The sequence below is a fragment of the Streptomyces sp. NPDC003691 genome (assembly GCF_053981115.1).
On sequence record NZ_JBSFNQ010000136.1, the window covers coordinates 1 to 13,792 of the forward strand.

Annotated in this window: 4 protein-coding genes; 1 reads left to right on the plus strand and 3 read right to left on the minus strand. The window is 75.4% G+C overall.

All coding sequences use genetic code 11. From position 1 onward, the window contains the following. From ACWDR0_RS32740 to ACWDR0_RS32750, 3 genes are all read right to left on the minus strand, one after another. Positions 1-283: acyl carrier protein (locus ACWDR0_RS32740; protein WP_456355463.1), on the minus strand; the 283-nt coding region annotated here is incomplete at its 3' end. 63 nt (positions 284-346) lie between these two features. Beyond that, complete coding sequence (locus ACWDR0_RS32745; protein ID WP_456355464.1) at positions 347-2,089, minus strand: fatty acyl-AMP ligase; 1,743 nt, start codon at positions 2,087-2,089, stop codon at positions 347-349. Next, a complete protein-coding gene (locus ACWDR0_RS32750) occupies positions 2,082-3,377 on the minus strand; it encodes a cytochrome P450 (RefSeq protein WP_456355465.1) in 1,296 nt (431 codons plus the stop codon). The genes ACWDR0_RS32745 and ACWDR0_RS32750 overlap by 8 nt, the downstream gene beginning before the upstream one ends. 468 nt (positions 3,378-3,845) lie before the next feature. Between ACWDR0_RS32750 and ACWDR0_RS32755 the strand changes: the two genes are divergently transcribed. Further along, the gene (locus ACWDR0_RS32755) at positions 3,846-13,697 is read left to right on the plus strand and encodes an amino acid adenylation domain-containing protein (protein WP_456355466.1); all 9,852 of its coding nucleotides are present in this window, start codon (positions 3,846-3,848) and stop codon (positions 13,695-13,697) included. The last annotated feature ends 95 nt before the right edge of the window (positions 13,698-13,792 follow it).

The following is a 13,792-nucleotide window of genomic DNA, read 5'->3' on the forward strand; positions in this document are numbered from 1 at the left end:
AGGCGCGCGGCCCGCGGCCCGCGGCGGCCAGCTGCTCGGCGAGATATCCGGCGAAGGCCGTCACGGTCGGGTACTCCCAGGGCGCGTTGGGGTCGAGTTCGCAGCCGGTGAGGTCCTCCGCCTCGGCCAGCAGGGTGATGGCGCGGACGGAGTCCAGGCCGTACGAGGACATCGGCTCCTCGGGGTCGACCGAACCCGCCGGAACGTCCAGCTCCTCGGCCAGATAGCCGCGGAGCCACTCCTGCAGCTCGGTCCGGACGCCGTCCGTCGTTGTGTTGTGCATGGGACTCCTTCGGGGCAGGGGCGGGCGCGGGTCCCGGGCCGGTTCGCCGCCCCGGGACCAGAGCTAGCGCACGTCTTGGTGGAGGGCGGCCAGGCGGCCCTGGTGGAACAGCTCCCGCATCGCCGACCGGCGCACCTTCCCGCTCGTGGTCCGCAGCACCGTGCCCGGTTTCACCAGGGCGACGGTGCCGACCCGGACCCCGAACTCGCGCCCCACGGTCCGCCGGATCTCGGCCGCGAGCGCGGGCAGCCGGTCGGCCGGTACCCCGGCCACCTCATGGGTGACCACGACGGACGGCTCTCCCGGCCGGCCGGGAAGCCCGCCGCCGCCGGAGAACACCACGCCCGTCCGGCCCAGTTCGGGATGCTGGGCGCGCAGCTCGTACTCGATGTCCTGGGGGTAGACGTTCCGGCCGTGCACGATGATCAGGTCCTTGAGCCGGCCGTGCACATAGAGCTGGCCGTCGGCCAGTACCCCCAGATCGCCGGTGCGCAGATAGCCGCCCTGGCCGGCCGCGGTGACGGCGTCGAAGACGGCGGCGTTGTCGGTCCGCAGCCAGTAGCCGGGGGAGACGCTCCGGCCCCGCAGCCAGATCTCGCCCAGGCTGCCTTCGGGAACTTCCTCCGCGGTCTCCGGATCGACCACGAGCATCTCGAAGGATTCGTCGGGCAGTCCGCAGCCCACCAGCTCACGGACCGCGCCCCCGTCGGCGGGCGGCGCGAGCTCGCCCCGGGCCAGTGCGTCGGCGTCCACCCGGCGGGTCACCGCGCCCCCGTCGACGTGCACGGAGACGTACACCGCGGTCTCCGCCATGCCGTAGCACGGGATCACGGACTCCCGGCGGAGCCCGGACACCGCGAACTTGTCGGCGAACGCGGTCAGCACCCTGGGGTCGATCGGCTCCGAACCGCAGCCCGCCAGGTTCCAGCGGGACAGGTCGAGCGCCGCCGCGTCCTCGTCGCGGACCTTCCGGGCACACAGCTCCAGGGCGAAGTTGGGGGCGAACGAGCAGTTGATCCCGTACGCGTCGATCATCCTCAGCCACTGCACCGGCCTTCTGACGAACGCCGTCGGCGTCATCAGAACGCTGCTCTCGCCGAGCAGCAGCGGCCAGACCACCTGGGTGAACAGACCCATGTCGTGGTAGAGCGGCAGCCAGCCGCCCGCCCGTCCCCCGAAACGGAGGGCGGCCGTGCCGACGGCGGCGTTGAAGAGGATCTGGTCGTGTTGGAGGACCACGCCCTTGGGGTCGCCCGTCGAACCGGAGGTGTACTGGAGCACGGCCGTCGTCGACCGGTCCAGGGCGACCGGACGCCAGGAGTCCGGGTCCGCCGGGCCGTCCGGCCCGTCACCGGCCCCGGTGGGGAGCGGCGCGCTCACCGTATCGGCCAGCCACTCCCGTACCTCCGCCAGATCGGCGGACGTGGTCAGGACGGCACCGGCACCCGAGTCGTGGGCGATCGCCGCCAGCCTTCTGCGATGGTGCTGGTGGGCGCCGGGGAGCGGGGCCGGGACCGCGATCATCCCGGCGTACAGACAGCCCAGCAGCGCCGCCGCGAACTCCAGCCCGTTGGGGTGCAGCAGCAGGACCCGCGCACCGCGGGGGAGCCGCTCGCGCAGCCAGACGGCGCGCGCCCGGGCCTCCCGGTCGAGCCGGGCGTACGACCAGCGGACCGCCGAGCCCAGCGGGTCCGCCGGATCGGTGACGAAGGTGAGGGCCTCGGCGTCCGGCCGGGCCGCCACCTGCTCGCGGAAGAGCGTCACCAGATCCGGCGCGTCGGTCAGGTCATGAGGCGTGTCAGCCATGATGTGGTCCCTGTGGTGGTCCCTCGGCGGCGGACGGGGCGGACCGGACGGCGCCGACGTCGAGCAGCAGCCGGTCCGGGCCCCGCAGATTCAGATTGCGCTTGTAGACGACACCGTCCGGGCGCAGCCGGGGCCGGTCCAGGCGGGTCGCGAAGAGTTCCAGGGCGACGGCGACCTCCAGCCGGGCCAGCCCCGCCCCCAGACAGAAATGGGGGCCGGCGGAGAACGACAGATGGGCGGGCGCCGGAGTGCGGCGGATATCGAACCGGCCGGGGTCGGGAAAGACGTCCGGATCGCGGTTGGCGGCCCCCAGCAGCAGCAGGACCATGTCCCCCGGCCGTACCTCCGTACCGCCGATGACGGTGGCGCGGGCCGCCACCCGGGTGGTCATCTGCACCGGCGCGTCGTACCGCAGCACCTCCTCGACGACGGCGGGCGCCAGCGCCGGATCGGCCCGCAGCAGGTCGAGCTGGGCGGGGTGCCGCAGCAGCGCCAGCACGGCGTTCGCGATCAGGTTCACGGTGGTTTCGTGACCGGCGTTGAGGAGCAGTACGCAGGTCGCCAGGATGTCGGGGTCGTCCAGCCGCTGCCCGTCCTCCTCGACCTGGAGGAGATGCGAGACGAGATCGTCCCGGGGCGCCCGCCGCCGCCGCTCGATCAGCTTTCTGAAGTACGCCACGAACGCGGCCCGGGCCCGGGCCGCCTCCGTCGTCATCCCGCCCGCGGCCGGCCCGATCGGCGGGTCCAGCGCCTCGGACAGCTTCGACGACCAGTCCTGGAGCAGTTCGCGGTCCTCGAACGGCACGCCCAGCAGTTCGCAGATGACGCGCAGCGGCAGCGGATAGGCCAGCCCGTCGACGACCTCGAAACCGCCGGGCCCGGCGGCGCCCGCCAGCAGCTCCGTCGTGATGTCGCGGATCCGCGGCTCCAGCCCGGTCACCCGCCGGCGGGCGAACGCGCCCGCGACCAGTCGCCGGTAGCGGGTGTGCTCGGGCGGGTCGAGATGGAGGAAGTTCCGGGTCCGCGGCCCGCGCGGGGTGGGTGAGAGCGCGGCCCGGTCACGTGCCGCGCTCATCGCCGGATCCCGCAGCGCCGCCGACACCTGCGCGTGCCGCCCCACCACCACCAGCCCGTCGAAGGGCCGGTACGGGGAGCGCTCCCGGATCTTGTCGAGATACGGGTAGGGGTCCTCCCGGTGGCCGGGATCGGTCAGCTCGGCGATCTCCTCCGGCAGCCCGGGACGGTCCGGCGGCACCGGTTCCCCGGCCCCTCCGGCGGCTCCGTTCATCACCAGAATCCACCCCCGTCGAGTCCGCTGGCCGCCGACAGTACGGCAGCTTCCGGGGGGGGAGAAAGGGTTCGCCGGGCGGGCGGGGCAGCCCTGTTCAAACGCGTCGCCGCCGCGGTTGAACAGCCCCGCCCCGCCCGCCCGGCGATCGGTTGACGCCCCTGGGGGGCCTGGCGAAGATGGCCGTTCGAAGGGGGCGAAACCCACCGGACCGGGCCCCGTCGCACCACGGTTCCCCGGGGTCCGGCCGGTGGCCCCCGGCGCTCCCCGCCCGTACCCCGGCAGCGTCCGGCGGCCGCCACCCGGCGGCAGGCCGCGGACCCGCGGAACGCGGACCGGCCCCTCCCGAACGGCTCCCGAGCGGTTCCGAACACTCTTCACCCACCCGAGAGGACGGCCCGTGCCGATGCCATGCGACGGTTCCGACGGCGGACACCGGCTCCCGGCCGCGACGGGGGGCGATCCGCGATGACGACGGCGAACGGAAACACTTCCGGCACCGGCACCGAAGACAGCGGCACCGGCACCGGGGCGGCCGGTCCCGCGCACACGCCGCTGACGGCAGCCCAGCGCGGTATCTGGTACGCCCAGGAGGTTGCGCCCGAAGGCACCGTCCTCAACGTCGCCGAGTATCTGGAGATCGACGGCGGCGCCGACCCCGCGCTCCTCGTCCGCGCGCTGCGCGCCGCCGTGGCGGGCGTCGACGCCTACCGCCTCCGGTTCACCGTGGCCGACGGAGAGCCGCGGCAGTACGCCGACCCCTCGGCCGAGATGCCCGTCCAACTGGTCGACGTCGGCGCCGAACCGGATCCGCGGGCCGCCGCCGACGCCTGGATGCGCGCCGAACTGCGCCGCCCCGTCGACCCCCTGACCGGCCCTCTCGCCGCCCTCGCCGTGATCGTCATCGGCGACGGCACCCTGTACTGGTACCACCGCGCCCACCATCTGATCCTGGACGGCCACGGCGGCGCCCTGGTCGCGGCCCGGGCCGCCGACGCCTATACCGCCCTTCTCGCGGGCGGCGAGTACACCGCGGCCGCCCCGGGGCCCTCCGCCCTGCTCGCCGCCGCCGAGGACGCCTACCGTGCCTCGCCGGACCGTGAACGGGACCGCGCCCACTGGCTGGACACCCTCGCCGGGAGCCGGGAGCACACCGGAGAGGCGGGCCGGACCGCCGGACCGCCCGCCCGCGGCAGCGCCGCCCTCCCGGCCGACACGTCCGAGCGCCTCCGGGCGGCCGCCCGGAGGCTGGGCTGCGGACTCCCCGGGCTGATGGTCGCGGCGGCCGCCGTCTACCGGCACCGCACCACCGGATCCCGGGACATCGTCCTCGGCGTGCCCGTCCTCGGCCGCACCGGCCGCCGGGAACAGCGCATCGCCGGAATGACCTCCAACGTCATGCCCGTCCGGGTGCGGCTCGACCCCGGCACCCCGCTCGCCGAAGCCGTCCGGCGCACCGCGCGCGCCGTCGGCGGCGGACTGCGGCACCAGCGGTACCGCCACGAGGACCTGGCGCGCGAACTGGCGCCCGCGGGCGCCCCCGCCCTCTTCGACCTCAACGTCAACTTCCTCGGCTACGGCTATCCGCCCCGCTTCGGTCCGGCGGCCGCCACCGTGCACAACCTCACCCACGGGCCGACCCTGGACCGGCAGCTCAACGTCTACGACCGGTCGGCCGACTCCCGGATCGTCATCGACGCCGACGTCAACGCCGACCACTGCGAGCCCGGGACGGCCGACGCCACCGTCCGCGACTTCCTGCGGGTCCTGGACTGGATGGCCGGCGCGGCGCCCGGCGACCCGGTCGGCGGATTCCGGCTCCGCCCCGAAGCCCCGGCCCCAGAGCCCCCGGCCCCAGAGCCCCCGGCCCCAGAGCCCCCGGCCCCCGAAGCCGCCGCCCCCGAAGCTCCCGTCCCCGGACCGGCCGCCCCCGGCCCCGCGGTCCCGCCGCTGACGGCCCCCGAGCTGTTCCACGCCCGCGCCGACCTCGACCCGGACGCCCCCGCCCTGATCACCGACGGCGAACGGCTCAGCTACGCCGAACTCGACACCCGGGCCAACCGGCTGGCCCACCATCTGACCGCGCTCGGCATCGGCCGCGAATCCGTCGTCGCGGTCGTCATGCACCGCGGCACCGCACTCGTCACCGCCCTGCTCGCCGTCGCCAAGGCGGGCGCCGCCTATCTGCCGATCGACCCGGGCCAGCCGCTGGACCGGGTGGCGTACATGCTCTCCGACAGCCGCGCCGCGGCCCTCCTGGCCACCACCGACGTCCTCGACGAACTGCCCGTCGGCGGGGTGCTTCCCGTCGCCCTCGACGACCCCGGGGTACGGGCCGCGATCGACACCCGGCCCGCCGGACGTCCCGCGCCCGCGCCGGAACCCGGCGGACTGGCGTACGTCATCTACACCTCCGGATCCACCGGCCGCCCCAAGGGCGTCTCCCTCACCCACGCCGGAGTGGCGGCCCTGGTCGCCACCCAGGCCGAACGGCTCGGCGCCGGGCCCGGCAGCCGGATCCTCCAGTTCGCCTCCGTCGGATTCGACGCCGCGACCTGGGAAGTCCTGATGGCCCTGGGCACCGGCGCCGCGCTGGTCCTCGCCCCGGCCGGTGAACTCCTGCCGGGCGCCGGACTCGCGGGCGTCGTCGCCCGCCACGGGGTGACCCACGCCACCCTGCCGCCCGCCGTACTCGCCGCCCTCGACCCCCTCGACCTGGCACCGGTACGCACCCTGGTCTCCGCGGGCGAGGCCCTCACCCCCGACCAGGTCGACCGGTGGGCACCCGGCCGGGACCTGGTCAACGCGTACGGCCCCACCGAGACCACCGTCTGCGCCACCCTCTCCGACGCCCTCCGCCCGGGCGCCGCCCCCGGTATCGGCACCCCCGTCAACGGCACCCGGGTCCATGTCCTCGACGACTTCCTGGAGCCCGTGCCCCCCGGCGCCACCGGCGAACTCTATGTCGCCGGAGCGGGCCTGGCTCGCGGCTACGGCGGAAACCCCGCCCTGACCGCGGAACGGTTCGTCGCCGACCCGTCCGGTACCGGCGGCCGGCTCTACCGGACCGGCGACCGGGTCCGCCGGAGCCCCGGCGACGGCCTGCTGTTCATCGGCCGCACCGACGACCAGCTCAAGATCCGCGGCTTCCGGATCGAACCCGCCGAGGTCGAAGCGGTGCTCGCCGCCCACCCCGACGTCAACCGGGCCGTCGTCGTCGCCCGCGACACCGGCTCCGGCGAACGGCAGCTCGTGGCCTACGCCACCACCGCGGGCGACCCCGCCGGGGCGGACCGGGCCGACGGCGCGCTCCCCGAGCGGCTGCGCGCCTTCCTGACGGCACGACTGCCCGCCCAGCTGGTGCCCGCCGCGATCGTCGCCCTCCCCGCCCTCCCGCTGACCCGCAGCGGAAAGGTCGACCGGGACGCCCTGCCCGCGCCCGAACGGGACACGGTCACCGGCCGCCCGGCGACCCCTCGGGAGGAGATCCTCTGCGGGATCTTCGCCGATGTCCTCGGCACCGGGGCCGTCGGACCCGACGAGAGCTTCTTCGAACTCGGCGGCCACTCGCTGCTCGCCACCCGGGTCGTCTCCCGCGTCCGCGCCGCCCTGGACACCGAGGTGGAGATGCGGGACCTCTTCGCCGCCCCCACCGCCGCCGCACTGGCCGCGCGGCTCGCCCCCGGGGCGGGCGGCCCGGCCCCGGACCGGCCGGTACTCGCCCCCCGGGAGCGGACCGGCCCCGTACCGCCGTCCTTCGCCCAGCGGCGGCTGCTCTTCCTCGAACAGCTCGAAGGCCGCGGCACCACCTACAACGCCCCCGTCGTGCTCCGGCTCGCCGGACCGCTGGACCGGGCCGCGCTCGCCGCCGCGTACCGCGACGTCCTCGGCCGCCACGAAGCACTGCGCACCCATTTCCCCCTCATCGGCGGCCGCCCCCACCAGCGGGTCGCGGACCTCGCCGGGATGAGCGCCGAACCCGTCCTGGAGGAGGTCGCGCCCGGGGAACTCGACGCCGCCGTAGCCCGCGCCGCCGGATACGCCTTCGACCTCGCCGCCGAACCGCCCGTCAGATCCCGGCTGTTCGCCCTCGGCCCGGAGGAGCACGTCCTGGTGATCGTGGTCCACCACATCACCGGCGACGGCTGGTCGATGGGCCCGCTCACCCGCGACCTGTCCGAGGCCTACACGGCGCGCCTCGACGGCAGCGCCCCGGCCTGGGCACCCCTGCCGGTCCAGTACGCCGACTACACCCTCTGGCAGCGTGAACTCCTCGGCGACACCGACGACCCGGACGGACTGATGTCCGCCCAGACCGCCTACTGGCGGACGGCCCTCGCCGGACTGCCGGAGGAACTCGCCCTCCCCTTCGACCGGCCCCGCCCCGCCGTCGCCGGGCACCGCGGCCACGACGCGCCCCTCGACGTGCCCGCCGACCTCCACGCCGCGATCACCCGGCTGGCCAGGACCGAGGGCGTGACCGTCTTCATGGTCCTCCAGGCCGCGCTCGCCGTCCTGCTGTCGGAGCTGGGCGCGGGCACCGACATCCCCATCGGCTCGGCGATCGCCGGACGCACCGACGAGGCCCTCGACGACCTCGTCGGCTGCTTCGTCAACACCGTGGTCGTACGGACCGATCTGACCGGCGACCCCGCGTTCACCGAGGTCCTCGCCCGGGTCCGGGACGCCGTCCTCGGCGCCTTCGCCCACCAGGACGTGCCTTTCGAGAAGCTGGTGGAGGAGCTGGCACCGGCCCGCTCGGTGGCCCGCAACCCCCTCTTCCAGACCGTCCTCACCATGCAGAACACCACCGACGTCGGACTGGACCTGCCCGGAATCGAGGTGACACCCGTACCGGGCGCCCGCCCCGGGGTGAAGTTCGACCTCGACGTCATGGTCAACGAGACCTTCGGCGAAGCAGCCGAGCCCGCGGGGCTCACCGGCTCCGTCACCGCCTCCGCCGACCTCTTCGACGCCGGATTCGCCGGACTCCTCGCCGAACGCTGGATCCGGGTCCTGCGGGCCGTCACCGCCGACCCGCGGCTGCGGCCCGGCGACCTCGACCTCCGCTCCGAAGCCGAACGCGCCCTGACCGTCGGCACCTGGAGCGACGGCCTCCCGCCCGCCCCGCACCCCACCGTGCCCGAGCTGATCCTGGCCCGCGCCGAACGGACCCCGGACGCCGTCGCCGTACACCACCGCGGTACGTCCGTCAGCTACGGGGAACTGTCCTCCCGGGCCGCGGACGTGGCCCGCTGGCTGACCGGCTCCGGCATCGGACCCGAATCCGTCGTCGGCCTCTGCCTGCCGCCCGGCCCCGACCTCGTCGCCGCCGTCCTCGGCGTCTGGCAGGCGGGCGCCGCCTATCTCCCCGTCGACGCCGGACAGCCCGTCGAACGGAACGCGTTCCTCCTCACCGACAGCCGGGCCGTCGTCCTCATCGCCCCCGAGGAAGCCATCGGCGACCTCCCGGCGGGCAAGGTACGGATCGTCCCGGCCGCACAGGTCCTGACGCCCGGCACCACACCCCCCGGGCCCGTGGTGCCGCCCGCGGCCGCCCCCGGCCGGCTGGCGTACGTCGTCTACACCTCCGGCTCCACCGGAACGCCCAAGGGCGTCGCGGTCACCCACGACGCCCTCGCCCACTACGTCGCCGCCGCCCCCGAACGGCTCGGCTTCGGCGGCGAGGGCGCCCGGTACGCCCTCCTCCAGCCGCCCGTCACCGACCTCGGCAACACCATCCTGTTCTGCTCCCTCGCCACCGGCGGGGAACTGCATGTCCTCGACCCCGACGCCGTACTCGACCCGGCCCGGGTCTCCGGCTATCTCGCCGAACACCGGATCGACCACCTCAAGGCCGTCCCGTCCCATCTGGCGGCACTGTCCGCACTGTCCGGCCCCGGCGGTGTGCTGCCCGGCACCTCACTGGTCCTCGGCGGCGAAGCGGCCCCGCCCGACTGGGTCCGCGGACTCCTCACGGCGGCCGGGGACCGTGCCGTGTACAACCACTACGGCCCCACCGAGGCCACCATCGGCGCCACCACCACCCGGCTGACCGCCCACGACGCCGACAACGGCCGCGTCCCCATCGGCACGCCCCTCGGCGGCAACCGCGCCTATGTCCTCGACGGGCGGCTGCGCCCGGTGCCCCCCGGTGTACCCGGCGAGCTGTACCTCGCGGGCCCCGGACTCGCCCGGGGCTACGTCCGCAGGCCCGGGCCGACCGCCGAACGGTTCACCGCCTGCCCCTTCGGACCGGCCGGCGAGCGGATGTACCGCACCGGGGACCGCGCCCGGTGGGGCGCCGACGGACGGCTCCTGTTCGCGGGCCGCGTCGACGACCAGGTCAAGATCCGCGGCTTCCGGGTGGAGCCCGGCGAGATCGCCGCGGCGCTCACCGGCCATCCCGAGGTCGGCGCCGCGGCCGTCACCGCCCGGGAGGACCTGCCCGGGCAACTCCGCCTCGTCGCCTATCTCGTCCCCGGCGAGCGCTCCGACGAGGACGGCCTGGCCGACCGGGTCCGCGCCCACGCGGCGCGCGGGCTGCCCGAGCACATGATGCCCGCGGCGTTCACCGTGCTGGACGCCCTGCCGCTGACCCCGAGCGGAAAACTGGACCGCGCCGCCCTGCCCGCCCCCGAACGGGCGACGGGCGGCGAAGCGGGCCGCGGGCCCCGGACCGTCCAGGAGGAGATCCTCTGCGAGGCGTTCGCCCGCGTCCTCGGCCTGGACACCGTCGGACCCGAGGAGGACTTCTTCGCCCTCGGCGGCAACTCCCTGGTCGCCGTGGGCCTGGTCGAAGACCTCCGGACCCGCGGACTCTCCGTCTCCGTACGGGCCCTGTTCCTCACCCCCACCGCGGCCGGACTCGCCGCCGTCGCCGGACCACCGCCCGTCGAGGTGCCGGAGAACCGGATCCCGGACGGTGCCACCGCCCTCACCCCGGACATGCTGCCCCTCGCCGACCTCGACGAGGACGATATCGCCGCCATCGTCGAACGCGTCGACGGTGGAGCGGCGAACATCGCCGACATCTACCCGCCGGCCCCGCTCCAGGAGGGCATGCTCTTCCACCATCTGGCGCGCTCCGACGACGACCCCGACGTCTATCTGCGCTCCGTCGTCCTGGAGTTCGACGGGCCGGACCGGCTGGACGCCTTCCTGGGCGCCCTCCGGCAGGTCGTCGACCGGCACGACATCTACCGCACCGCGATCGTCGCCGAAGGGCCGCGGGAACCCGTCCAGGTCGTCTGGCGCACGGTCCGGATCCCCGTCGAACGGATCGCCGCCGAACCCGGCCGCGACCCGGTGGAACAACTCCTCGCGGTCGGCGCCACGCCCTTCGCGCTGGACCGGGCGCCGCTGCTCGGCCTCCATGTGCTCGACGAGGACGACCGGGGCGGTGAGGACGGGGGCGGAGAAGCCCGTGACGGGGCGCCCGGAGACCGGGAAGCCCCTGACGGGGAGCCCGGAGGCGGAGAAGCCGGTGACGGGGCGTCCGGCGGGGAGGCCGCCCGCGGCGGCCGGCGGCTCGCGCTCCTCCGCGTCCACCACATCGTCGGCGACCGGACCACCCTGTGGCTCCTCCTCGCCGAGATCCGCGCCTTCCTGGCCGGCCGCGGCGATCTGCTCCCGGCCCCCCTGCCGTTCCGCAACCTGGTCGCCCAGGCCCGGTTCGGCACCTCCGCCGCCGACCACGAGGCCCACTTCGCCGGCCTCCTCGGCGATATCACCGAAGCCACCCCGGCCTTCGGCCCGTCCGGCGCGCCCGGTACCGGCGGCCCGCCCGCCCGGGCCGCGCTCACCGTCGACGGCCCGCGGGCCCGGCGGCTGCGCGACACCACCCGGAAGCTGGGCACCAGCCCTGCCACCCTCTTCCATCTGGCCTGGGCCCGGGTGCTCGCCGCCGCGTCCGGCCGCGACGACGTCGTCTTCGGCACCGTCCTGACCGGCCGGATGAACGCCGGTCCCGGCGCCGACCGGGTACCCGGCCTCTTCCTCAACACCCTCCCCATGCGGGTCCGCGTCGGCACCGAGGACGTCACCACGGCCCTCACCGGGCTCCGCGGGCAGCTCGCCGGACTCCTGGAACACGAACACGCGCCCCTCGCCCTGGCCCAGCAGGCCAGCGGAGTCCCCGGCGGCGCCCCCCTCTTCACCACCATCCTCAACTTCCAGCACGGCCGCATGATCACCGAGTCCGGCCTCGGGCTCGACGGCATCACGGTGCGCCATGCCGAGGAGCGCACCAACTACCCGGTGACCCTCATCGTCCGCGACACCGGCGACGGGTTCGACATCACCGCCGACACCACCGCGGGAGCGGACCCCGCCCAGGTCCTCGCCCTCCTCGGCACCTGCCTCGACGGGCTGGCCGACGCCCTCGACACCGCCCCGGACACCCCGTTCACCGCGATCGGCGTCCTCGGCCCGGCCGAACACGACCGGCTCGTCCGGTCCGCGCACGGACCCGACGCCCCCGCGCCGGAGTCCACCGTCCCCGAACTCTTCACCGCCCAGGCCGCCCGCACCCCCGGAGCCACCGCCGTCAGCCACGGCGGCACCACCGTCACCTACGGCGAACTCGCCGCCCGCGCCGCCCGCCTCGCCCGCCATCTGCACGGCCTCGGCGTCGGCCCCGAGTGCGTGGTCGCGCTCTGCCTGCCGCGCGGCATCGACCTGGTCACCGCCGTCCTCGGCGTCTGGCAGGCCGGAGCCGCCTATCTCCCCCTGGACCCGGCACGTCCCACGGCCCGGCTCGGGCACATGCTCGCCGACAGCCGGGCGACCGCCCTCATCGGCACCGAGGCCGTCCTCGACGACATGCCCACGGGACACGTCCCCGCCCTCGCCCTCGACGACCCGGCCGTGACCGCCGCCCTTGACGCGCTGCCCGCATCCCCGCCCGGAATCCGCCCGGACCCCCGCCACCCGGCGTACCTCGTCTACACCTCGGGGTCGACCGGACGGCCCAAGGGCGTCACCGTCACCCACGGCGCCCTGGCGAACTACACGGTCCATGTACCGCCCCGGCTGGAGTACGGCGCCCCCGGCGCCCGCTACGCCCTGCTCCAGCCGCCGACCACCGACCTCGGGAACACCGTCCTCTTCACGGCCCTGACCACCGGCGGCGAACTCCATATCCTGGACCAGGCGTCGGTCGCCGACCCGCTCGCCGTCGCCGGACATCTGGCCGCGCACCGCATCGACTGCGTGAAGATGGTCCCCTCCCACCTCAAGGCGCTCTCCGCGGCGGGCGACCCGAGCTGGCTGCTGCCGCGCGGCTCCCTGGTCCTCGGCGGCGAGGCGGCCGACCCCGGCTGGACGGCGGACCTCGTCACCGCGGCGGGGGACCGGCCCGTGTTCAACCACTACGGCCCCACGGAGACTACCGTCGGCGTCGTCACCGGACGACTGGACCGGGCCGCCCTCGCCGGCGGTACGGTGCCCATCGGCACCCCGGTGGCCAATACGGCGGCGTACGTCCTCGACGGCGCGCTGCGCCCGGTGCCCGACGGCGCCCCCGGCGAGCTGTACATCGCCGGTGCCCAGCTGGCCCGCGGCTACGCGGGACGACCGGGCCTCACCGCCGAGCGCTTCGTGGCCTGCCCGTTCCTCGACGGGGCCCGGATGTACCGGACCGGGGACCTGGCCCGCCGGGCCGCGGGCGGCGCCCTGGAGTATCTGGGCCGGGCCGACGACCAGGTGAAGATCCGCGGCTTCCGGGTCGAGCCCGGCGAACTGCGGGCCCTGATCGCCGCCCATCCCGCAGTCGCCCAGGCCGCGGTGGCCGTCCGGGACGACGGGACCGGCGACCCGGGCCTGGTCGCGTACGCCGTCCCCGCCGAAGGGCGGCACGACGGCACCGGCGGCGCGCTCGCCACCACCCTGAGACGGTACGCGGAGGAGCAACTGCCGCCGTATCTGGTGCCCGCGGCGGTCGTCGTCCTCGACGCCCTGCCGCTGACCCCGAGCGGAAAGCTCGACGCCGCCGCGCTGCCCGCGCCCGAACGCGCCACCGGGACCGGCGGCGGACCCGAGCCCGCGAACGAACGGGAGCACGCCCTGTGCGCGGCGTTCGCCGAGATCCTCCGGCTGCCCGAGGTCGGGGTGCACGACGACTTCTTCGTCCTGGGCGGCCACTCCCTGCTGGCGACCAGGCTGGTCAGCCGGGTCCGGGTGGTCCTGGGCGAGGAACTGCCCATCCAGGAGCTGTTCGACCGGCCCACCCCGGCCGCGCTGGCCGCCTGGCTCGCGGAGCGCGCGGCCGGCTCCCCGCCGGACGCCAGGCCCGTACTGCGGCCCATGCGGAACACGTAGACCGCGCCCGGAAGGGTGTCGCGGGCCGGGCGGGGTTCTCCGGAAATCCGCCCGGCCCGCCGCGGACGGAAGCCGCCGCCGGACACGGGGTCCGG

Excerpts from the sequence above, each read along its gene's own strand:
- ACWDR0_RS32745 (WP_456355464.1), bottom strand. The coding sequence starts at position 2,089 with ATGGCTGACACGCCTCATGACCTGACCGACGCGCCGGATCTGGTGACG.
- ACWDR0_RS32755 (WP_456355466.1), top strand. The coding sequence starts at position 3,846 with ATGACGACGGCGAACGGAAACACTTCCGGCACCGGCACCGAAGACAGC.
- ACWDR0_RS32750 (WP_456355465.1), bottom strand. The coding sequence starts at position 3,377 with ATGAACGGAGCCGCCGGAGGGGCCGGGGAACCGGTGCCGCCGGACCGT.